Source organism: Moraxella bovis (genome assembly GCF_002014975.1).
Taxonomy (GTDB): domain Bacteria; phylum Pseudomonadota; class Gammaproteobacteria; order Pseudomonadales; family Moraxellaceae; genus Moraxella; species Moraxella bovis.
Genome location: NZ_MUXV01000005.1, coordinates 34,242 through 56,735 on the forward strand (window position 1 = coordinate 34,242; position 22,494 = coordinate 56,735).

General features: G+C 42.7%; 20 protein-coding genes. 5 read left to right on the top strand and 15 right to left on the bottom strand.

The genetic code is table 11. The annotated features are described in order from the left end of the window. Positions 1-101: 101 nt before the first annotated feature. Genes B0182_RS01275 through B0182_RS01295 form a run of 5 tightly spaced genes read right to left on the bottom strand, consistent with a single transcriptional unit; the run spans position 102 to position 5,559 of the window. Positions 102-2,222, bottom strand: coding sequence for a type IV pilus secretin PilQ (locus tag B0182_RS01275; protein WP_078273207.1), 2,121 nt, complete (start codon positions 2,220-2,222; stop codon positions 102-104). A gap of 34 nt (positions 2,223-2,256) precedes the next feature. After that, positions 2,257-2,787, bottom strand: coding sequence for a pilus assembly protein PilP (locus B0182_RS01280; protein WP_228157777.1), 531 nt, complete (start codon positions 2,785-2,787; stop codon positions 2,257-2,259). After that, positions 2,784-3,626 carry a type IV pilus inner membrane component PilO gene (locus B0182_RS01285; protein ID WP_078273208.1) on the bottom strand — a complete coding sequence of 281 codons (843 nt, stop codon included), beginning with the start codon at positions 3,624-3,626 and terminating at the stop codon, positions 2,784-2,786. Before B0182_RS01285 ends, B0182_RS01280 begins: the two co-directional genes overlap by 4 nt. Further along, positions 3,623-4,501 (bottom strand): PilN domain-containing protein, encoded by an 879-nt coding sequence (locus tag B0182_RS01290; RefSeq protein ID WP_078273209.1) that lies wholly within the window; start codon positions 4,499-4,501, stop codon positions 3,623-3,625. Before B0182_RS01290 ends, B0182_RS01285 begins: the two co-directional genes overlap by 4 nt. Continuing rightward, positions 4,501-5,559, bottom strand: a complete 1,059-nt coding sequence (locus B0182_RS01295) for a pilus assembly protein PilM (protein ID WP_078273210.1) — start codon at positions 5,557-5,559, stop codon at positions 4,501-4,503. The genes B0182_RS01290 and B0182_RS01295 overlap by 1 nt, the downstream gene beginning before the upstream one ends. A 267-nt stretch (positions 5,560-5,826) precedes the next feature. Between B0182_RS01295 and B0182_RS01300 the strand changes: the two genes are divergently transcribed. Next, a complete protein-coding gene (locus B0182_RS01300; protein WP_078273211.1) occupies positions 5,827-8,535 on the top strand; it encodes a penicillin-binding protein 1A in 2,709 nt (902 codons plus the stop codon). A gap of 341 nt (positions 8,536-8,876) precedes the next feature. On the opposite strand, the gene glmU is transcribed toward B0182_RS01300, so the two are convergent. The 8 genes from glmU to ribH form a co-directional block, all read right to left on the bottom strand. Further along, positions 8,877-10,232, bottom strand: a complete 1,356-nt coding sequence (glmU, locus tag B0182_RS01305) for a bifunctional UDP-N-acetylglucosamine diphosphorylase/glucosamine-1-phosphate N-acetyltransferase GlmU (protein WP_078273212.1) — start codon at positions 10,230-10,232, stop codon at positions 8,877-8,879. A gap of 238 nt (positions 10,233-10,470) precedes the next feature. Then, positions 10,471-10,938, bottom strand: coding sequence for a hypothetical protein (locus tag B0182_RS01310; protein WP_078273213.1), 468 nt, complete (start codon positions 10,936-10,938; stop codon positions 10,471-10,473). Between the two features lie 505 nt (positions 10,939-11,443). Continuing rightward, positions 11,444-11,959 (bottom strand): hypothetical protein, encoded by a 516-nt coding sequence (locus tag B0182_RS01315; RefSeq protein ID WP_078273214.1) that lies wholly within the window; start codon positions 11,957-11,959, stop codon positions 11,444-11,446. A gap of 24 nt (positions 11,960-11,983) precedes the next feature. Then, positions 11,984-12,556, bottom strand: a complete 573-nt coding sequence (locus B0182_RS01320; protein ID WP_078273215.1) for a phosphatidylglycerophosphatase A family protein — start codon at positions 12,554-12,556, stop codon at positions 11,984-11,986. Between the two features lie 5 nt (positions 12,557-12,561). Beyond that, a complete protein-coding gene (locus tag B0182_RS01325; RefSeq protein WP_078273216.1) occupies positions 12,562-13,224 on the bottom strand; it encodes a hypothetical protein in 663 nt (220 codons plus the stop codon). Between the two features lie 31 nt (positions 13,225-13,255). Beyond that, entirely contained in the window at positions 13,256-14,233 is a 978-nt protein-coding gene (gene thiL, locus B0182_RS01330) for a thiamine-phosphate kinase (protein ID WP_078273217.1), read from the bottom strand. Between the two features lie 55 nt (positions 14,234-14,288). Beyond that, positions 14,289-14,852 (bottom strand): transcription antitermination factor NusB, encoded by a 564-nt coding sequence (gene nusB, locus B0182_RS01335; RefSeq protein ID WP_078273218.1) that lies wholly within the window; start codon positions 14,850-14,852, stop codon positions 14,289-14,291. A gap of 177 nt (positions 14,853-15,029) precedes the next feature. Continuing rightward, on the bottom strand, positions 15,030-15,524 hold the full coding sequence (gene ribH, locus B0182_RS01340) for a 6,7-dimethyl-8-ribityllumazine synthase (protein ID WP_078273229.1): 495 nt from the start codon (positions 15,522-15,524) through the stop codon (positions 15,030-15,032). Positions 15,525-15,668: 144 nt separating this feature from the next. Between ribH and B0182_RS01345 the strand changes: the two genes are divergently transcribed. Continuing rightward, positions 15,669-16,259, top strand: a complete 591-nt coding sequence (locus B0182_RS01345; RefSeq protein ID WP_078273219.1) for a DedA family protein — start codon at positions 15,669-15,671, stop codon at positions 16,257-16,259. 53 nt (positions 16,260-16,312) lie between these two features. Here B0182_RS01345 and B0182_RS01350 read toward each other — a convergent pair whose 3' ends face one another. Further along, entirely contained in the window at positions 16,313-18,937 is a 2,625-nt protein-coding gene (locus B0182_RS01350) for a bifunctional aconitate hydratase 2/2-methylisocitrate dehydratase (protein WP_078273230.1), read from the bottom strand. Between the two features lie 258 nt (positions 18,938-19,195). After that, positions 19,196-19,912 carry an alpha-ketoglutarate-dependent dioxygenase AlkB family protein gene (locus B0182_RS01355; protein WP_078273220.1) on the bottom strand — a complete coding sequence of 239 codons (717 nt, stop codon included), beginning with the start codon at positions 19,910-19,912 and terminating at the stop codon, positions 19,196-19,198. Positions 19,913-20,052: 140 nt separating this feature from the next. Here B0182_RS01355 and B0182_RS15065 point away from each other — a divergent pair, with 140 nt between their 5' ends. The 3 genes from B0182_RS15065 (at position 20,053) to B0182_RS01365 (ending at position 22,235) form a co-directional block, all read left to right on the top strand. Beyond that, entirely contained in the window at positions 20,053-20,184 is a 132-nt protein-coding gene (locus B0182_RS15065; protein ID WP_264676479.1) for a hypothetical protein, read from the top strand. Positions 20,185-20,263: 79 nt separating this feature from the next. Beyond that, positions 20,264-21,328, top strand: coding sequence for a lipoyl synthase (gene lipA, locus B0182_RS01360; protein ID WP_078273221.1), 1,065 nt, complete (start codon positions 20,264-20,266; stop codon positions 21,326-21,328). 31 nt (positions 21,329-21,359) lie between these two features. Next, positions 21,360-22,235 carry a hypothetical protein gene (locus B0182_RS01365; protein WP_078273222.1) on the top strand — a complete coding sequence of 292 codons (876 nt, stop codon included), beginning with the start codon at positions 21,360-21,362 and terminating at the stop codon, positions 22,233-22,235. Positions 22,236-22,494 lie beyond the last annotated feature (259 nt).

Here is a 22,494-nt window from a genome sequence, read left to right on the forward strand (position 1 = left end):
ATGTTCTATGATACAAGTTTTGGGCGATTATGGCTAGTGCTTTTTTGTGAACACAAAACAAAAAGCAGACTATTAGCCTGCTTTTTGTTTGAACTGTACAATTAGTAGCGACTCACACCGTCGTTAACGATGCGTGGTGTGACAAAGATAAGGAGCTCTTCTTTGTTGTTAAGCCTAACATTATTTCTAAACAAACGACCCACCCCTGGTAAATCACCCAAAAAAGGTACTTTACTTTGGTTGTTACCAATGGTGTTCTTAAAGACACCGCCCAGCACCACAGTCTGACCATCTTCTAAGATGACATTGGTTTTTATCTCATCTGTATTAAGAATTGGTACGCCCAACACCCTATTGCCGGAGTCCGCAGAGTTGGTAATTTCTAAATCTAGACCTATCTTACCCTCTGGGGTGATGTTTGGTGTGGCAGATAGCACTAAGGCCGCTTCTTTAAAGCTGACTGTTGTTGCACCACTGGCTGATGCCTCTTGATAAGGAATATCCACCCCAGATGAGATTCTGGCTGGTTGTTTATCAGATGTTAAGACTTTTGGCGAAGAGATAATCTCTCCTTTATTATCAGCCTGCATTGCTGACAATTCCAAGCCCAGTGCATAATTATCAATATTCAACAGTCCTAGCGATATACCACTTGTAGCTGCAACACCTAAATCAACAGCAAAGTTACCAAAACGTGATTCGGTGTTTGAAGAAGACAATCCCTTCATTCCGCGAATGTCAAATTTATTACCCGTTCTATTAAAACCCCATCTTACACCCAACTGCTTAGAAAAAGAGTCTGATGCATTAACAATGCGAGCCTCAATCATTACCTGTTTAACAGGAATGTCAATAGTTTCAATTAATTGACGTACATTTGCAATGCTTCGTGCCGTATCATTGATGATGATGGTGTTGGTACGACCATCAAAGGTAGCATTACCACGTGGGCTAAGTAGTGAGTTACGGTTATTATTAGAGCCACTTGAACTACCAACTCTATCTAATAGACCATGAATGTCTTCCGCCTTGGCATAGTTAAGACGGATATGCTCTTGACGAATAGGTTCTAATTCATCTACCTTTTTAGCATCTTCCAACTCTTTAATTTCGCGTGCTGCCAACTCTTCAGCAGGTGCTACCAAAATCACGTTACCATTTTTGCGCTGACCTAGATTTTTACTTTTTAAGATAATATCTAATGCTTGATCCCATGGGACATTAATAAGTCTTAATGTAATATTACCCTGCACATTATCAGCAGCAACGATATTATTTTCGGTGAATTGACCCAATACATCCAGCACCGTACGCACTGATACATCCTGAAATTCCATTGATAACGGTTCACCAGTATAAACCTTCTCTTCAATGGTCGGTTCACGGAGCATTTTTGGTGGCAATACTGAGATGTTAAGTGTTGCACCTGATTGATAGGCTTGGTACTCAAAATCACCTGTCATGTTAACCGTAATAACACCATTTTGACCTTGATTTTTTGCATCAATATCCGCAACCAAACCACTACCATTAATACGTTTTAATAAATGACGTGGAATGGTAGTGCCAGTGGTGCGAACCACCAGTTTATTACCTTGGCGTTGTACATCTACAGGAATAGACTCATTGGTTAGGTTTACGGTAACATTACCACCATTAGCATTACCTGAGTAATCGACTGTTGAGACGCCGTCATAACTACTTGCCAAAGAACCCGAGGTAGGTGCTAACAATGGGTTTACTTTTACAGTCATCGGCTGTGCTTCTGGTTGGACTGGCGTGGTAACAACCGCAGGGGCGGGTTCATTTGCTACAGATTGGGTGGTCGATGAACCGCCCTGTTTTATATTAATAAGTAGCTGATTACCTTGTACTGTGCTGGTGTAGCTTGCACTATCCTTTAAGTTAATCATTAAGCGGGTCATAGAGCCGTTATTTAGTGCAGTCACTTCATTAACCACGCCACGGTTGATGGGCATACTTCTTGGCAATCCACCACTACTTACTTGGTTAAAATCAAGTGTCAATTGCTTACCGCCTGCCTGTTGATAAGCCACAGGGGTTACAGGCTGACCATCAAAAGCAACTTTAATTTGCGTAGTATTAGCACTGATTTGGTTGGCTGATAGACCTTGAATAGCTAAAGCATGTGCTTCAACCGCCATAAAACTGATTGCCAACGCAGAATAAGCAAAGGCAGACTTTTTGGTTAAAAAATTCATTATTTCATCCTCAGAATAAATCTAGTTGGCTCTGTTAATTTGGTGATACCAACGGAGTGGTTTTTTCAACGTATTGCTCATCAGTATCTTTGACAATCTCAATCAAATTGATTTGAGTTGAAGTAATCTCAACAATACGCCCATGGTTTTTACCTAGGTAGTTACCAACCTGAACATCATGCACCATCATATCAGGCGTCTGTACCAATCCATATTCCTGACCATTAGGTGCAACCACTTTACCACGATATGTTAGTTGCAACAACTCAAATTCTTCAAGTGGCTCTTTCACTCGATTCTCATCTGGTTTTACAGAAGGCGTCTGCTCCCTGACTTGCTGACGTTCGCGTAGGCTTTTTGGCACAAAAGGGTCGGACTCACCTTGAGCAGCATAAACAAAGTCTTCAATCTTAAGGGGTTCTGGTGGCGGCTCAATAGCTTGAGGTCCTTGACTGCGAATTTTTTGCATTTCTGATTCGGCAAGGCTAACACGATCGGTGCAACCCACCAATAAAGACAGGAGCATTACCAAACCAACATTGGTTTTTAGAGAAAAATTAATCACTTGCCCTCTCCTTCAGTTGACTTCACTTCTTCGGCAGTTGCATTTAAATCCACATCATCTTTTGCACGATAAGTTTTGGTTTGCAACACCAGTTGTAATTCAGGCATTCTATCAAGCGAAGGCTGAGGATTCTTAATCTCAAAGTCGTGCATGGTAATGATTCTTGGCAAAGCAGCAATGCCACTCACAAACGAACCAAACTGATGATAATCCCCCAAACCAATAATTTGAATGGGTTGCTCAATAAAAAACTCTTGCTCCACCTCAGGTTGCACAGAAATGTCCTGAAAACGCACACCACTACCACTACCCACCATGTTGATACCATCTACCAATTCAGGCACACGAGTATCGATAGGTAGCTGTGCCAATAGGTCTGCAAAGTCAGTCTCCATTTGTGCCACTTGTGCTTCATAGGCTTGCAGATGGCGGGCTTTAGACTCTTTTTCTTTGTAACTTTCAAGCAAACCAACTTGTTGATTTTCAGCCTGTTTAATTTCATCAAGTTTTTTAGAGATTAACAAAAGCCAAGCCAAAACCAAAATAATCGCTAGCATCATCGCTAAGATGAAAATCTTAACTGGGAGCGGGGCAGAGCCATAGTTTTGACCATTTAAGGAGTTTACCTCTGCCATAAACTTTTTGGAATCAAAAGCAGGTTTTTTAGGCTTAGAACCTACCTTTTTACCTTTGGCTTTTGTTTTGGGTTTGCCCAAGCCACCCGAGCCTTTTGGCTTTGATAAATTTGGCTTGCCAAGTTTAATTTTTTTCTTACCACTCTCCTCTGGAGTAACAGCTGTATCGGTGGTTGGTCTAGATTTTTTGAAAGGTGATTTCATGGTTGACCTCCTACTTGGGTGCTACCATCTGTAGGTGTAGGTTGCGTATTTTGGCTATTAGGAGTATCAGTCGCTTCTGTATCCAATGTAGTATTATTGGTGGGTTCAGATGCTGGGGCCTCGCTTGTAGTTGAAGATGCTTGAGCTGGAGCGTTATCAACACCAATCGCTGAAACCTCAGGCATTGTTTGAGCACCCACACTTTGACTGTCTACAGTAACGGGTGGTAATACAACGTCTTCACCGGTTGAATCAGTAGCTTCTTCTTTGTCTTCTTGATATTGAATCTTGGTGGTTGCCACAAATTCTACATAACTATCTTCAGGATACACAGAACGAGTACCTGCATCGGCTAATTGTTGAGAGGGCGTACTTTGATAGGCCTCTAGTTTAGTCTTAATGCTTACCACCGCTGAGCCATCCAACCATTCACTAGCATTTAAGTTGCGTACCAAATTTGCCACAACATTGGGGTTAGCGGCAAAGCCTGTAAATGTAATTACATCGCCTTCACGCTTGATATTGTTTAGATACATGGTATCTCTTGGGATGGCTCGAGCGATGTTATCCCATACACGCACAGGCACCGAACGACGACCTTGCAAATCTTGAATGACTTTCATCTGAGACAGCATCTGCTCGCGTTTAACCTCTAGCTCTTCAATCGATTTTAGGGCAACATCAAGCTGAGCGTTGGCGTCTTCAATGTGTTTATTGGCATTTTGTTGATTGGTCAATTCTCGATTTAAAATAGACAACACCAAAATCGTCGCCAAAATAGCAAGTCCAGCTGTCGCTCCTGCCAAGAGATTAAACTCTTTATTTCTACGCTCACGCTGTTCTTTACGCCATGGTAATAAGTTAATGCGTGCCATCAGTCAAACCCCCTTAAAGCCAATCCACATGCCGCCATCAGGCTTGGTGCATCTTTTTGGAGCGTAACGGTATCAATGCGTGAGTCAATAGACATACCCTCAAAAGGATTTGCTACTGATACCATACCCCCGACACGTTGTTGCACCATTTGAGCCAGTCCTGGCAGCGCAGAAGTGCCACCACATAAGATAATATGGTCAACATTGTTGTATTCGCTAGATGAGAAATAAAATTGCAATGAACGGCTGATTTGTTGGACGATATTTTCCATAAAAGGTGTGAGCACGCTCTCATGATAATCAGCAGGCAGTGTATGTTCATGCTTACCGATGGTAGCATCATGATAAGGAATGCTGTAACGCGACTGAATCTCTTCAGTTAACTGAGCCCCACCAAAACCTTGCTCACGGTTATAGATAAATTCACCATCTTTGGCGATATACAGTGTAGACTGCTTATGTCCCAAATCAATGAGTGCTACCACCTGTGGGTCATTAGGCAGATTATCCACCATCAAACTAAATGCACGCTCAATGGCATGAGACTCAATATCCATCACTTTGGCTGTCAAACCACCCATCAAGAGAGTCTCGACACGCTGATCCACGTTCTCAGAACGAGAAGCAGCAAGCAGAACTCGCACCAAGTTCGGGTTAGTCGTTGATGGTCCTAACACCTCAAAATCCATATTCACTTCCGCCAATGGATATGGGATATACTGCTCAGCGTCCAGCTTGATTTGGGCCTCGCGGTCAGAATCAGACATGTTTGTTTCCATGTCAATAATTTTGGTAATCACCGCCGAGCCTGATACTGCCGTTGCTGCGTCTTTAGCACCAGCACCAGAACGACGTACCAAACGAGCGATGGCCTCGCCCACTTCTTCACCATTGACAATATTTTTGTCAACAACCCAACCCGGCTCAAGCGGCTCAACGCCATAAGACTTCAAATGAAGTTTTCCTTGTTGTTTTGTTAGCTCAACAAGTTTAACGGAAGTGGTACTGACATCTAAGCCGAGAAGATGCCGACCCTTAGAAGAAAAAGATAGTCCCACAGACTTTATCCTTATATTTTTTAACGCCAACCGAAAAAAACAGCATCGTTTCGGTTATAATAGTGGCTTTTGAAAGTACAGTGCGTTACTGCTTTACACCAATAATGCCAACTTCACAGTTTTATTTACCAGTTTTGTTGGAAATCTGCTATACTTAGCTGTAATTTTAACATGAATTTTTCAAAATTAACATGCTTTGTAACGCATTCTTTACACAGAGAATATGATACAACATTTTGACAACAATTTTAACCACCTAGAAACGCTATGTCTCAAAAAAATTCTGCCGTTCGTCTGATTTCTTATCTAAAAAACCTAATTTTGGCAATTTTTGCTCTAATTTTAATCTTAGTGCTAACTTTTCCAATTGGGTTTTATGGCATGGCAATGTATCTTGAACCCAGTTTGCCAAACATCAAAGAATTAAAAAAAATGCCCTTAGAGATGCCTTTGCAAATCTATACCGCAGACCATAAGCTCATCGGGCAGTATGGCAACAGATATTCACTGCCTGTGGCTTATGAAGACATCCCTGAGACCATGATTCAAGCGTTTTTGGCGGCAGAGGATGATACCTTTTTTGAACATACTGGCATTAGCGTCAAAGGGCTTGGGCGTGCCATCACTGAGATGATTTCAACCACAGATGGACAAACGGGCGGTTCAAGCATTACCCAACAAGTTGCCAAAAACTACTTTTTAAGCCCCGAGCAAACTTTTGAGCGCAAGCTAAACGAGCTGTTCATTGCCCGTAAAATCGAAAACGAGCTGTCCAAAAAAGAAATCATGACATTGTATGTCAATAAGATCTACTTAGGTCAAGGAGCTTATGGTATCCGTGCCGCCGCCAAACGTTATTATAGTAAGTCATTAAATAATCTTACCATCGCAGAGATGGCAATGTTGGCAGGTCTGCCCAAAGCCCCGTCCGACTTTAACCCAGTCATCAACCCCAAACGCGCCTTAGAACGACGCAACTGGATTATTGGACGGATGCTTGCCAAAGGCTACATCACCCAAGCCGAGCACGATGAAGCGTTATCCGCTGACATCGGGCTTAATATGTACCAAGAACAGCTTGATCTAAACTTGCCTTATATCGCTGAAATGGCACGTTCGGCACTGGTCGAGCGTTATGGGGCACAAGTCATGGACAGTGGCTGGCGAGTACAGCTGACCATTGACAGTGCTGACCAATTAAAAGCAAGGCAAGCCGTGCTAAACGGCACTTACAGTCATAACGCTTATACCAATGGTGTTTATCGTGGTGTTGAGGCTCTAACGGGGGATTTGGCATATTTTAAACCTTTTACTTTTAGAGACGGCGAGCGTTTTCGTGACATGCTTCCTGCCAAAGTGGTCGAAGTTAAGAATGGTCAAATCCGTGCCGAACTCCAATCAGGCGAGACAGTGCGTGTCTTTATGAACATGCGCTATGCTGACAGCAAAGTCGGGGGTAAAAGACGGGGCTTTGGCACCAACCTTGTCGCTGGCGACAGAAAAGAGCTAAAACCTGCCATTGAAGTGGGTAACATCATTCGTGTGACCAAGCAAGGTAATAGCTGGTACGTAACCCAGCCCCCACGCACCCAAGGGGCACTTGTCGCCATGAACCCCCAAAATGGGGCATTAGAAGCTGTCGCTGGTGGTTTTCATTTCAACCAAAGCAAGTTTAACCGTGCCACCCAAGGCTATCGCCAGCCTGGTTCTATCATCAAACCCTTGATCTATGCCGCCACTTTTGAAAACAGCAAGCTAAGCCCTGGCGATGTCATCTCAAATGCTCCCATCAGGATTGGTAATTGGCAACCCAAGAATGCAGGTGGTGGTGCTGGTGGTGCAGTTTCCATTTCTAGTGCTTTGGCACGTTCACTAAACCTACCGTCGATTCGCATGATGCAAAAGGCAGGTGTTGAACCCACCCGAGAAATGCTCTCACAGTTTGGTTTGGAAAAAGACCGCCTGCCCCAGTCTCTCACCTTAGCACTGGGGGCAACTGATGCCACTCCTTTACAAATGGCAACCGCCTATGCCACTTTTGCCAATGCCGGTCACCGCATCCAGCCTTATTTTATTGAACGTATCTATAACTTTGACAACCAAACCATCTTCCAAGCCAATCCCTTACAAGCTTGTGCCGTTTGCTTTAATAAAGAGCTTAGTAAAGTCAATACCCAATTATTAGACAGCTTTGGGCATACACCAGCAGACGAAGAAACATCAGAGCAAACCACTGATGATGCCTTGGATAAAGAGAAAAATACCAAAAAAGACCAAGAACCACCTAAAAAGATAGACCACGCCAAAGCCTTGGTAGCACGCATTCACAACGCTCATAAAGCACTTGACGCCCAACAAGTCGCCTACCGCAAAGAGAATCCTACGCTAGATGCCGCGCCCATCTTTGACCGCCTAAAACCCAAACAAGCCATTCAATTTGGTATAGCCGAGCAAGCACCACGCATCTTATCAGTACGCACGTCTCGCTACATGGCAAGTATGCTAAAAGGTGTGATGACAGGCGGTACAGGTCGTAAGGGTAATTTCCGCTCTGACTTAGGTGGTAAAACAGGCACCACCAACCAAGCCAAAGATGTTTGGTTTGCCGGCTTGCAACGCAACCATGTGGCTGTGGTGTGGATTGGCTATGACGAGCCTGCTTCACTGGGTGCAAAAGCCTATGGTGGCACGCTTGCTATGCCTGTTTGGGTGGATTATATGAAACATCAACTCAAAGACGAACCCACCAAATGGGTTGATGATGGTAATCTTGCCAAGAGCAAAAAAACCGAGCAAAGGATCATCGACATCACCGACGAGAATGAAGCCGAAGCCATGGAGGAGATTGCCCGAGAAGAAGCCGAAGAAGCTCTTGCCAATGAGATTTTAGGTGATGGTGACTCAGATATGGCAGAAAGCTCAGGTGATGAAGTTATTCCTGAGGGTGATGGCGAGAACATTCCCGAAGGACAATAACCCTTATTCACCCTATAAAAACACGGCTGTTCGGTCGTGTTTTTATAGAGTGTGTCAAGTTAATATTTGCAATGAAACGTGGTAAAAAAAATCGCCCGTTTTTCAAGGAAAAAGTGAAGTTTGATAGCCATTCTATCAAACGAGCTTTTATTATGAAAAACAATCCGATCACTTAACTGGGTAAATTTTTAAGAATTTTAACCTAATTTTTAAATTAAGTGGTCGGATAGCCATTTTTCATACAAAAACATTATTTTATTTTTACGAAATTTGTAAACATTAAACTGTGTTATAAAGGGTAGGCACGCCCTAAATAAATGAATGCGATATTTGATTAAAACTTAGCCTTTTTTAACAGGACGCTTCCAACCGTCAATGGTCGTCTGTCTATTACGAGCAACCGTCAATTTATCATCAGGCGTATCTTTGGTAATCACAGACCCCGCTCCAATCGTGGCGTTTGCTCCAATCTTGACAGGAGCGACAAGCGAGCTATTGCTACCCACAAAGGCATTATCACCAATGTGCGTTTTAAATTTATTCACGCCGTCATAATTACAGGTAATTACCCCTGCCCCAATATTAACATCACGCCCCACATCAGCATCGCCAATATAGCTTAAATGGCTAACTTTCGCCCCTTGGTTTAATGTAGATTTTTTGATTTCTACAAAATTGCCAATTTTGACTTTATCTTTAATATCCGCTTTTGGGCGAATATGGGCAAAAGGACCGATGGCAACATCCGCCCCAATGGTGCTATCATCAAGCACGCAATTTGGCTTGATGTGGGTATTATTACCAATTGTGCAATTAGAGATGACATTGCCCGCATCAATTTGCACATTATCGCCCAATACCACATCGCCCATAAAAACGGTGTTAATATCAATAAACACATCACTACCACATTTTAATGAGCCACGAATATCCACACGATTGGGGTCGGCAAATTGCACGCCATTTAATTGTAACTGGTGAATCAGATGAGCTTGATAAGTGCGTTCTAAATTGGCAAGTTGAATACGGTCATTCACACCGTCTATTTCAAATTCAAACGTTGGGCTAATCGTTTTTATCTCAACATTATCCGCCACCGCCATTTTGATAATATCGGTCAGATAATATTCGCTTTGGGCGTTATTATTATCGAGTTTTGGTAAATAATTATGTAGCAAGGCATTATCCACACAATAAATACCGCTATTGATTTCTTTAATTTGTCTTTGGGCATCAGTGGCATCTTTTTGTTCCACAATGGCGATGACTTTATCATCTTGACGGACAATTCGCCCAAGCCCAAACGGATTATCCACGCTCATCGTCAGCATGCTAATGCCATGCGTGTTTTGTTCAATAAGATTTTGCAAGGTATCCAATCTTGTCAATGGCACATCGCCATATAAAATCAGACTTTTGCCATCTTTTGGCAAATGGGGCAATGCCATTTGCACCGCATGACCCGTGCCGAGCTGTTCGGCTTGCTCTGCCCATATCAAATCGCTGTCGGTAATCTCATCTTTGACCATTTGACCATTATAACCATAAATCAAAATGGTATTATCAGCATTTAATGCACGGCAAGTATCTAATACATGGCGAAGTAGCGGTTTGCCTGCTAAGGTTTGTAATACCTTTGGTTTAACCGACTTCATGCGAGTGCCTTTGCCACCTGCTAAAATGATGATATTTAACATGGTAATTCCTTACTAAAATTAGGTAAAATTATTATAACATGGAATTTGGGAAAATATATGGTTACGAAACTTGCATAATACTCTTTTGCTAAAATATTTGGCTCTGGTTCAAAAAGTATGCTACAAAGAAAACAGTTCGTGGCGAGCTTGGGAAGCCTAACGGTTTTCATACCCGCAGGCAGGCTCAGGGCGAACGGAAAACTAGTTCAGCATACTTTTTAGACTACTACCAAATATTTTATTTGTCATGCCTTTTAAAAATCTTATTTAAGGCTAGAAATTTATCTGATTGTTGCAATTCTTTCCAATAGAATTGACTAAAAGAATGTCTATCAAAACCCTGATTAACCCTCTCAAATAACCATAAAGAGTTTTTATCAGCAACAATTAGTAATATTGCTGATAGCCTTAATCCATATGACCAAACCTGTCTGAAGGCAGATTCAAAATCTTTATGATTTTTAATTATAAATTTCGCTTCAAATAAAATCTTGGCTTGCTCAAAACCCTTATCTTTATTTGAAAGCAAGGCATAATCAGGAAAGACCCACTCGCCTCTACCCATTTTAACAACTAATTGACGCACCCAATCATTATCACTGTAACCCAAATCACGCAACAACGGCTCTATTAAAAATTTTTCAACATCTTTTTCATTATTTAAGTTTTCATTACCTTTATAAGAAGAAGAAAATAAAACAGGCAAATCATTTATATCATCTTGATTGCTTTCAATGATATTTATTAGATTTTGATAATCTACAGCATTCCAAGAAAATCCATTTACACCCTGAAATTTTTTCTAACCAAGCTGTTTTTAGAAAAATAAGTATCCGTCTTTAATTGATTAAGTGGTATTGGCTTTATCTTTTTGCCATAGCCTATATAAATATGGCTATAATAATGAAAAAATGGGTCTGCAATCCCATTGGAAGTCGCTCGCCAAATAGAATGTATGTAGCTTCTTAGGCTTAGGCAATACATAATGACAATATCTCCTTTTTTAGTCTCCAAATTTCCTTGCCAAAAGTGTGTACTACTGTCATTTATACCATCTAAAAAATTAAAATCTCCACCCGTCTTATTTGCCCCCACCAACCAGATAGTTGTTGGATTTGGCAGACTAACCTCCTTGTTTTTCTGAGAAGAAAGATATTTAGGTGCAAAGTCATATAAGAAAGCACAAATTTCGTTTGAATCAAGATTGTTTTTTATTTGAAATTATATATCGATTCACAAAAACCCCAATAATAAGCAAAACGTGATTGTTTATCAGATTTTTTGGGGATTTCAGGCAATTCTATCCCAAACTCATCACAAATTGATATTAAGTCCCTAAATTTATGAATAAAAAAATAGGGCTTGAAAAAATCACTATTAATTAGATATAGACATAAAGATATAGGTACAATACATTGCAAAAACCATTCAAAATTTGGTTCTACATGCTCAATGATAGAGCCATCTCTTTTTTCAGATATATCAAAATCAATACCATTATCACAAAGGTCATGAAAAATATTTTTAGCTTGCTCTAGATTATCTATCTTGGTATTTGATAAACTTGAAAACAATAAAAATTCATCTATATAAGCATAGACTTCATCTATATCCAAATGATAATCTACCAGATATTCCCTTAAAAAAATCTTGTGGCAATTCTTTAAAATTATCAATAAAATTCCCTCCCGAATCGCTCTCTTTGTAATTACGCCAAATAAATTCATTAAACATAAAAGCCCCAAAATACGTTAAAGTATAAGCATTATTAAAGCAAACACCACCGCCGACATTATCCCTGCCAATATATCATCAATCAATATCCCAAATCCGCCAGAGACGTTTTTATCCACCCATTTGATGGGAAAAGGTTTGATAATATCAAAAAAGCGAAATAAAACAAATGGAATAATCAAAAATAAAATTAAACTTGGGTGCCAATATGTCAATCCGCTTTTATCATCTGGTATACCTATCAACAACCAAACACTTGGCAATAACGCAATCCACATTCCTACCCATTCATCAAACACAATATGTGGGTCATCGTGAGTATTCATCAAATCTGATGTCTTGCCACAAATATAACTGCCAATCAGACAACCAATAATGGTAATCGCCAAAAATCCCCAAAATCCCAATAAAAGCATGGGCAAGGCGATAATAAGCCCACCCACCGTCCCCCAAGTACCAGCAGCTTTTTTGGGCAGACCAGAACCTAAGCCAATCCCTAGCCAATATACGCATTTTTCAAAGGCGGTGGCGGTAGGCGGACAAGGCGGACAAGGGTTTGATTTACGAATGTCGGGTTTGTGGTTTTGCATTCAAGTTACTCTTTAGTGCTGTGCAAATTTTTTTGTTCTCGCTGATTAAAAAATCCAATCTTATCAATCGGCTTATTCATTGCTTTTTTAAAGGCATTGTTGTTTAATAATTCTTGTAAAGTTGTGATATTAAGCGTGCGATTTTTGATATTAGAAATTTCCACCTTATGATAATTAACATCAATATGACGAGCAAAAGAAAACGGCGAAAAAGTATGTACCGCCAAATAATAGTCTTGCCCGTCTATCATATAAATATAAAAATTTGGTTTGCCGTCTGGGGCATATTGTGGGTCATAATATTCATCAATGGTTCGCCCCAAGCCTTTTTCTAACTCTTGTACGAAATCTTTCATGGATTTTATTGTTGCAGGTGCAGGCGGTTTATTACCGTTAAAGAAACTTTGCTGTAATGGCGTGGCAATCTCCACATAAATGGGGTGTTTTGATTGATTAGCAAAAGGATAATGCCCCATTTTTTGACGATATTCATCAATCAATTTACCCCAATAAACCAAATGATTTAAACGAATAATATCAGCATTGGTCTGAAAGTCAACATAAGCACTTTTTTGAGCATCTGTCATCGCCTTTTGGGTGTTTTGAGCGATAGCGTTTATATTAAACAGGTTAAGAGATAATAAGATTGCCAAAATAAATTTATTCATGATTAACGCCTTTTGATTGGCAAACATTTAATTAAAAATGCTCCCACCCTTTTACCAATAACCCCACTTCTTTTTTATTGTGTAAAAATACCAATCCTTTATCCGCCACAATTTGCCCAATCGGATAAATCGGCATATCAGGATTTTGCTGTCTGAATAAATCAAGTTTAGCAGAAGGCATGGTAAAGCACAACTGATAATCATCGCCCCCATTGATTTGGTGTTGCCATTTTTGGGCGTGGGGCAAGGCATCAAGCAGGGCATGGCTCGGTATGGCATTAAGGTCAATTACCGCCCCGACGCCACTTGCCGTCAAAATATGCCCCAAATCCTGCCCCAAGCCGTCCGAGATGTCAATCATGCTGTTTGCAAAGCCGATGAGTCGCCCACCAAGTGCCACCTGTGGGACAGGGTATTGCATGGCTTGGCGTAAGTCGTGGGGCAGACTGTTTGGCGGTCGGTTGGCATGCCCGTCTCCGTTCAAATCGTCCAAAATCCGATGCAACCCAAGGCTTGCCAGCCCCACTGTGCCACTCACGCACACCACATCACCCACGCACGCCCCTTGTCTTGTGATTGCTTGATTTGACGGAACAAAACCCAAAGCCGTAACCGAAATCGTCAAAACAGGTGAGCCTGCGATATCACCCCCAATCAGCTCCACACCAAAGGGCGTGCAAGCATCCGCCAAACCGTGTGCAAATGCCTTGCAAAAATCATCATTCGCCATCGCCTTTGGCAAAGATAGCCCCACCAAAATGGCATACGGTGTCGCCCCCATGCTGGCAAGGTCGGACAAATTGACCGCCACCGCCTTATAGGCAATGGCGTGCGGGTCGGTCTCAAACACAAAATGCCGTCCTGCCACGAGCGTATCCACACAGCTGACAAGCTGGTTATTTGGCGGAATGTGGCTTATCGCACAATCATCGCCAATGCCCAAAACGGTATTGGCATGGCGTGTTGTGGCGTGTTTAAAATGGGTGTAGATTAGGGAAAATTCGGACATGGTTATTTATTTGATGATTTTAAAAAAGGGCAGAATTATCCGCCCTTTTAATTACTCACTTTCTTTTTTGGCTTTTTTTCTCAGCTTTATTGGCTTGATATTCCAATTCTCGCATATCTTTGGCATATCTATCCAAAATGGCATTGATGAATTTATGTGCATCGGTTGCCCCAAAATGGGTGTTTAATTGCATGGCTTCATCAAGTACCACTTTATAAGGGATATGCAAGCTGTGTTTTAGCTCGTACGCCCCAATCAGCAAAATCGCCTTTTCAATGGTGTCTAACTTTTCAAAACTGCGGTCAAGATAACGAGAAATCTCCACAATCAGCTCGCCTGCCTTCATCGGAATCTCACGCATGAGTTCGTGATAATAGCCCAAATGCACGGTGTGCATGGCGTTATCAGCTCGTGTGCGAGCGACAATGGTGTGTGGCTCATTACCGCCAAGCAAATCACGACTTTCATTGGCAAAACGATAATCCGTCATCAGCCATTCATAAAGACCTTGCACGGCAAAACGGCGAGCCTTGCGAATGGCGGTATAGCTGGTTTTGTAACCTGTGGTATTAATGTCAAATTGGTCGTTTTGGGCATTGGGGGGCGTGGTCGTTGTCATAAATTACCTTAAATTAAAAATAGTGCTACATTAAAATCATCTTTTAATGGGAAAATGGGAAATGGACATTGTTTATTTTTAATAAGTCATCTTGGGGCAAATTGCAATTCGCCCCTACATTTTTAATTTAAAATTAAAATAAGTTTAATAAAAAAACAATGCCAAATTTATTAGAGATTACAGAGCTTTTAACACGCTCACCATTTCAATGGCGGTCATGCCTGCTTCATAGCCTTTGTTACCTGCTTTGGTGCCAGCTCGCTCGATGGTTTGCTCGATGTTTTCGGTGGTCAAAATGCCATTAATCACAGGGATGTCGTGATGTAGCGCCACGTGCGATAAGCCTTTGGCGGACTCGCTTGCCACGATGTCAAAATGCGGTGTCGCCCCACGGATAATCGCCCCAAGCACGACAATGGCGTCATAGTTGCCCGTTACCGCCATGCGTTTGGCGGTCAAGGGTAGCTCAAACGCCCCCGGCACACGCACTACCGTAATGTTCTCGCCAAGCACGCCATGACGTAGCAGAGCATCTAACGCCCCTTCTACCAAACTTTCAACCAAAAAACCATTAAACCGCCCCACGGCAATCCCAATACTCAGATTGGCATTATCATGTAAGGCACCGTCAATGTGGGTTACGGCATTTTTTTGTTCGGTAAATGTGGTCATAAGGCTCTCATCATAAATAAAGGGTTGGTTGTCCATTATATCAAATTTACCTTTGCCGACAAAGTATTTTTTCTGTTATGATAAGACCTTTTTTAAAGATTGAGGGTATTCATGGACAGCATGAGTGCGTGAATTTTGGCGATTATGGATAGGCTTGGACTGGCAGGGGTTACGCTGATGATGTTTTTGGAAAATGTCTTTCCGCCCATACCGAGCGAGCTTATCATGCCTATGGCGGGATTTTGGTCAGCCATGGGTAATATGAATATCATTGCCGTCATCATCGCAGGGACAGCAGGGTCGGTGCTTGGGGCATTGCCACTGTACTATCTGGGGATGGTGTTTGATGAGAAACGCCTGTACGCTCTGACCGAAAAATACGGCAAATACCTGCTGATTAAGCCGTCCGACATCACCAATGCGACCCATTGGTTTAACAAACACGGAAAGGCGGTGGTATTTTTTGGGCGAATGATACCTGCCATTCGCTCGCTCATCTCTATCCCTGCGGGCATGAACCGCATGCCGATGTTGCCGTTTTTGGTGCTGACGACATTAGGCTCTGCCATTTGGACGATCCTGTTGGCATATGCCGGCTATGTACTTGGGGCGAACTATGAACAAATGGCGGAGTTTATCGCCCCCATTAGTAAAGGCGTGGCGGTCGTGGTGGGGCTTGTCTTGGTGGTCGTGGCATTTTTGCAGATTAGAAGTGTGTTTTTTGATAAAAAATGACCAAAAATAAAACACCGCCAATCGCTTGACGGTGTCTTTTTAATCAAATCAGATTAGGCAAGTTGTGCCACGCTGATTTTGTCTGATTTTTCGGTGTACTCGCTCATTTGGTCGAAGTTTAGGTAGTTGTACACTTCGGACTCCATAGACTCAAGTTTACCTGCATACGCCATGTACTCTTCAACGGTTGGCAGTTTACCAAGTACAGATGCCACAGAGGCAAGCTCAGCAGAGGCTAGGTATACGTTTGCACCTTGACCTAGACGGTTCGGGAAGTTACGAGTACTGGTCGAGACAGCGGTGCTGTTTGGTGCAATACGAGCTTGGTTACCCATGCACAGCGAACAACCAGGCATCTCAGTTCTTGCCCCTGCTTGGGCGTAGGTGTTGTAATAACCCTCGTCCATCAGCTGACGCTCATCCATCTTGGTAGGCGGTGCAATCCACAAACGAGTGGTTAGGCTACCTGCTGGCACTTCGGCAAGGAGTTTACCTGCAGCACGGAAATGCCCGATGTTGGTCATGCACGAACCGATAAACACTTCGTCAATCTTGTCGCCCGCCACTTCTGATAGCAATTTGGCATCATCAGGGTCGTTTGGACAGCATAGGATTGGCTCTTTGATGTCGGCAAGGTCAATCTCATACACTTTGGTGTATTCGGCATCGGCATCGGCTGTTAGCAGGCTTGGGTTGTCTAGCCATTTTTGCATGTTCTCGGCACGGCGAGCTAGGGTACGAGCGTCGCCATAGCCCTCGGCAATCATCCATTTTAGCATGACGATGTTAGAGCGTAGGTATTCGGCAACTTTCTCTTCTGAAACGGTAATCGCACAACCTGCTGCCGAGCGTTCAGCAGACGCATCAGACAATTCAAACGCTTGCTCAACAGTTAGGTCGTTTTCCATTTCGGTCAAGTCAATCTCTAAGATACGGCCAGAGAAGATGTTTTTCTTACCCTTTTTCTCAACAGTCAAGTCGCCTGCTTGAATGGCATAGTAAGGAATGGCGTGTACTAGGTCACGAAGTGTGATACCAGGTTGCATTTTGCCTTTGAACTTCACAAGCACCGACTCAGGCATATCCAGTGGCATCACACCCGTCGCAGCAGCGAACGCCACCAGACCAGAACCCGCTGGGAATGAAATACCAATCGGGAAGCGAGTGTGTGAGTCACCGCCAGTACCTACAGTATCAGGCAGTAGCATTCGGTTTAGCCATGAGTGAATCACACCGTCGCCTGGGCGTAGAGACACACCACCACGGTTCATGATGAAATCAGGTAGCGTATGATGAGTTACCACGTCAATCGGCTTAGGATAAGCTGCGGTGTGACAGAACGACTGCATCACTAAGTCAGATGAGAAGCCTAGGCAAGCCAAGTCTTTTAGCTCGTCACGAGTCATCGGACCCGTGGTGTCCTGACTGCCCACGGTTGTCATCTTAGGTTCGCAGTAGGTGCCGGGGCGAATGCCTTGACCTTCTGGCAGACCACATGCACGACCGACCATTTTTTGAGCTAGCGTGAAGCCTTTGCCTGTGTCGGCAGGTTGCTCTGGGGTGCGGAACAAGGTGGATGGTTCAAGACCTAACGACTCACGAGCCTTACTTGTCAAGTTACGACCTATGATAAGGTTGATACGGCCGCCAGCACGCACTTCGTCTAGTAGCACAGGGGTTTTTAGTTTGGATTCGGCAATTTGATTGCCGTCTTTGAATGCAGTAACAGTTGCGGTGGCATGGTCGATTTTTAGGGTAACTTCATCGCCCATATTCATGTCGGCAACGTCAATCTCAACAGGCAACGCTCCAGCGTCTTCCATGGTGTTAAAGAAAATCGGTGCGATCTTACCGCCTAGACACACACCGCCGTCACGCTTGTTAGGGATGTGCGGAATGTCATCGCCAAAGAACCATAGCACAGAGTTGGTCGCTGATTTACGGCTAGAACCTGTACCCACAACGTCGCCCACATAGGCGACAGGATTGCCCTTAGCAATCAATTCTTTGATTTGGCTTAGAGGACCAACTTCCCCATTTTTTTCTGGGCGAATGCCATCACGCTCATTTTTTAGCATGGCGTTGGCGTGTAGTGGAATGTCAGGACGGCTCCACGCATCTTGGGCAGGCGATAGGTCGTCTGTGTTGGTCTCGCCTGTTACCTTAAATACAGTAATGGTCATCTCGGTGGGGACTTCTGGACGATTTGTGAACCACTCGCCTTCCGCCCAAGACTGCAATACCGCTTTGGCGTTGGCATTACCTGCTTTGGCTTTTTCTTCTACGTCATGGAACGCATCAAAGACCAACAGCGTCTTTTTCAACGCTTCGGCTGCCAATCCGCCAAGCTCGGCATTGTCTAGTAGGTCAACCAATGGCGCAACGTTATAACCACCAAGCATCGTGCCTAGTAGATATACCGCACGCTCTTTGCTAACTAGTGGGGAGGTTGCTTCGCCTTTGACAATGGCATTTAAAAAGGCAGCTTTGACATAGGCAGCTTGGTCAACCCCTGCTGGTACACGGTTTTCAAGCAAGTCCACCAAGTAGTCTTCTTCGCCTGCTGGTGGGTTTTTTAAAAGTTCAACCAAATCGGCGGTTTGGGCATCGGTCAATGGCTGTGGGGGTACGCCTAAGGCTTCACGCTCGGCAACGTGGGCTCTGTATTCGGTTAGCATTTGCGACATAGCAATTCTCCATGATAGTAGGTCATAAGTGCTTGACAATGATTTTCATTATTACAATAATTATCAAGTGCCTAGACGTTGATTTTAAAGGCAATCTTGCCCAAATTTACTCTTTGTATGATAACCGAAAAATGACATATTTTCAAAAAAATATTTGCCATAGCCAACATTTTTTTAAAAAATACCACCCATTTGTCAGGGTTTGGCATTGGGTGTGATTTTGGCTTAGGCGACACGTGGAGCATTGGGTTATTGGCGTATTTTGATGTTTCTAAACGTCAGATTCACCCGACTGCCCTGCACTCGCTTTTGCTTGGGTATGCTGTGTTGCCAATGGTGCTGAATCTGCCCTGCCATGGCAAGCAGACTGCCATGATATAAAGGCAATTCTAATTTTACCGCATGATTGTCTTTAAGCCTTAATAAAAATCGTCTGGTCTGCCCAAAACTTACTGACGCTATCAAAGGATTTGCCCCAAGCTCTGATTCATCATCGGCATGCCAGCTAATATAATCATCGCCCGTGCGATAATGATTTAACAGCACGCTATTAAATCGCCTTTTACAAACATCAAATAACGCCTGATTGATGGCAAGTAGCTCATCCGTCCAAGTATTTGGCATAAGGCTAATGCCCGAATACGCATAAGGACAATCCTTATCGCCATACCATGCCGACAGGCGGGGAATTGGGTGCGTTTTACCATACATATAAATGGTGTCTTGTTGCCAGTTGATATTGCCATCTGCCAATAAATAAGCCAAATAATCATCACAGAATTTTTTATCAAAATAACATGGCGAATAATACAATCTACCAAATGGCACCACAATAACCACGCCTTTGCCGTCATCGTATAGATAAGCGGTAAAGTCAGTATTCATAAATTGACCGTTTTTTATTGATTGGTCTATGGGTAATTGATTTGGCGATTGATTGTCAAAAATATCATTAAATAAATCCATGAACTTACCTTTTTATTTTACTTTTAAATAATTAGGATGTGTTAAAATTTTATAATATGATTTACAATTTGCAAGCATTTTAAAATAACCATAATTTGACAAATGATTATTTTTAAAAACAGCTTTAACCCACCCAAATTTTGGCACCCATTTTAACAAATCAATCCGTCATTGCCAATCGACGCTCATGCCACGCCCAAACCATCTTTAAAAATGGCAAAACCCTATCAACGACAGGGGTTTATGGCGACAATCGCACCCACACGCCTTGATTTTTGTCATCGCTTTTTGTCTTGAAATAAGGTAAAATACCCCAATTTATTTTCATATTTTTATAAAAATAGGCAAGCCATGACCGTCCAAACTTATACCCCAATCCCCAAGCCCGCCCCCAAAAAAGCCATTCAGGGCGAAAAACTGCGTGGCTATGATAAAGTCGCTCGCATTCCCATTAAGGTCATTCCCACCGTAGAAACCCCCAAAAAGCCCGACTGGATTCGTGTCAAATTATCCAGCCCTGCCGAAGTTGAACGCATCAAATCCACCCTGCGTAGCCAAAAGCTCTACACCGTCTGTGAAGAAGCCGCCTGCCCCAACCTGCCTCAATGCTTTGGCGACGGCACGGCGACCTTTATGATTATGGGCGATATCTGCACACGCCGTTGTCCGTTTTGTGAAGTCGCCCACGGTCGCCCAAATCCCCTAGACACGGACGAGCCACGCCACACCGCCGAGACAATTTTGGGGCTTGGGCTAAAATATGCCGTCATCACAAGCGTGGACAGAGACGACCTAAAAGACGGCGGTGCAGGGCATTTTGTGGAAGTTATCCAAGAATCCAAAGCCCTAAGCCCCAACTGCTTGATTGAAATTTTGGTGCCTGATTTTCGTGGACGTGAAAAAATCGCCATTGACCTACTTGCTGAAACCGCCCCCGATGTCTTTAACCACAACATCGAGACCGTACCACGCCTATACAAGGCATTTCGCCCCGGTTCGGATTATACGCATTCTTTAAAGCTACTCAAAGACTACAAGGCACGCCGTCCCGATGTTGCCACCAAATGCGGATTTATGGTGGGGCTTGGCGAGACCGAAGAAGAAGTCTATGCCCTGCTTGACGACCTAAAAGCCCATGACGTGGACATCATCACCATCGGGCAATACCTAGCCCCAAGTAAAAACCACGCCCCTGTGGACAGATATGTCCACCCTGATGAATTTGCCCGCTATACCGAATACGGCAAAAAATTGGGCTTTTTTAACATCTGGGCAAATCCTATGGTGCGTTCAAGCTACTTTGCCGACCGCCAGTACTATGGCGAGCCTTGCCCACCACCTGTGCGTTCCGCCAAAGCGCTGGCACAAGAAAAACTCGCCAAGGCAGAAAGGGGCGAAAAGGTGGGGTGTTTTTGAGTGGCAAAAGGGGAATTTTAAGGGTATGCAAATGGATATTGACCAGTTGATGTATCAAGCGGTAAGCAAAAACAATGATAGCAACGAGTTAAAAGGCTTTATCCAAAGTCAGGGGGCAAGACAGTCTGCCAATGAGCATCTTGTGCCTGAGCAGTTGTTTGATGACCCAAACACCAAAGAAAAAGAAGTTGAAGGGGTGTCTGCGGTAAAAGCCATTCAAATCGCCCAAGAGCAGGGGCAAACGGTTTATACCATTACTCAAGAAAACTATAGTCAGATTATCCCAAAACTTAGCCTATCTGCCAATGTGATGACGGATATCCGTGATAATGTGGCGGTAGGTCGTACGGTTACGGTGCATGAAAAGACGATTCATTATAAGGGCTGGAAAGGCTCTGGTTATATTATTATTGACCCACACACTGGCTCAGGGGCTTATCTTATTGATGGGGGAGCGAATGGGGGGTATCTAACAGGTGACAATGCTTCTATAATAAGCACATTAGCTTTAGCATATACAGATAGTAAGACTTTTTTGAGAGAAAAACCTTGGTTTTCTAAGTCACTTCTTGAAAAATATAAATTTAGTCAGGTTTCTAAATATATAGGTTTAGGCGGGCTATTACTCAATTTGGCTTATATTGCTAGTAAAGATGATTTATCAACAAATCAAAAATATTTCCAAGTATTCACTAATATGTTGGGATATGCATTAATTGCAAATATTGGAAATGCTATCATGTTAGCAACACCTTTATCTATTGGTATTGCTCTTTCTGTAGTTATGGCTCTAATTATTTCCACATCTATTATATTAATAAATGATTTATATGGATTTAATATACGGATATATAGAAATAAATACAATATAAGTAGTGTTCTATATAACAAGGAAATAGTTGTATGATTATACTACTTATAGTACTAATACTCTCGGGTTTCTTAAGCCTTCAGATAGGTTTTATGATAATATTAGATTGCTCTTTCCTTTTTTTTCCAAAAACTGAAGGGAAAATCATAGAAAAACATATTGGCTCAAGAAATTTATCAAATATAGATACTATAATGGATAATTGGTATTTTTTATTTGTAACTTATGAGTATAAAGTGCAAGAAGTTACTTATACATCTAGCAAATTAAATTTATTGGCTCTGGTCTAAAAAGT

Bases quoted from the DNA above. Each gene is read 5' to 3' on its own strand.
- B0182_RS01355 (WP_078273220.1), bottom strand. From the start codon at position 19,912: ATGGATTTATTTAATGATATTTTTGACAATCAATCGCCAAATCAATTA.
- B0182_RS01290 (WP_078273209.1), bottom strand. From the start codon at position 4,501: ATGGCACGCATTAACTTATTACCATGGCGTAAAGAACAGCGTGAGCGT.
- B0182_RS01320 (WP_078273215.1), bottom strand. From the start codon at position 12,556: ATGCAAAACCACAAACCCGACATTCGTAAATCAAACCCTTGTCCGCCT.
- B0182_RS01365 (WP_078273222.1), top strand. From the start codon at position 21,360: ATGGATATTGACCAGTTGATGTATCAAGCGGTAAGCAAAAACAATGAT.
- B0182_RS01325 (WP_078273216.1), bottom strand. From the start codon at position 13,224: ATGAATAAATTTATTTTGGCAATCTTATTATCTCTTAACCTGTTTAAT.
- B0182_RS01285 (WP_078273208.1), bottom strand. From the start codon at position 3,626: ATGAAATCACCTTTCAAAAAATCTAGACCAACCACCGATACAGCTGTT.
- thiL (WP_078273217.1), bottom strand. From the start codon at position 14,233: ATGTCCGAATTTTCCCTAATCTACACCCATTTTAAACACGCCACAACA.
- glmU (WP_078273212.1), bottom strand. From the start codon at position 10,232: ATGTTAAATATCATCATTTTAGCAGGTGGCAAAGGCACTCGCATGAAG.
- B0182_RS01350 (WP_078273230.1), bottom strand. From the start codon at position 18,937: ATGCTAACCGAATACAGAGCCCACGTTGCCGAGCGTGAAGCCTTAGGC.
- B0182_RS01300 (WP_078273211.1), top strand. From the start codon at position 5,827: ATGTCTCAAAAAAATTCTGCCGTTCGTCTGATTTCTTATCTAAAAAAC.
- lipA (WP_078273221.1), top strand. From the start codon at position 20,264: ATGACCGTCCAAACTTATACCCCAATCCCCAAGCCCGCCCCCAAAAAA.
- nusB (WP_078273218.1), bottom strand. From the start codon at position 14,852: ATGACAACGACCACGCCCCCCAATGCCCAAAACGACCAATTTGACATT.
- B0182_RS01315 (WP_078273214.1), bottom strand. From the start codon at position 11,959: ATGAATTTATTTGGCGTAATTACAAAGAGAGCGATTCGGGAGGGAATT.
- B0182_RS01275 (WP_078273207.1), bottom strand. From the start codon at position 2,222: ATGAATTTTTTAACCAAAAAGTCTGCCTTTGCTTATTCTGCGTTGGCA.
- ribH (WP_078273229.1), bottom strand. From the start codon at position 15,524: ATGACCACATTTACCGAACAAAAAAATGCCGTAACCCACATTGACGGT.
- B0182_RS01345 (WP_078273219.1), top strand. From the start codon at position 15,669: ATGGATAGGCTTGGACTGGCAGGGGTTACGCTGATGATGTTTTTGGAA.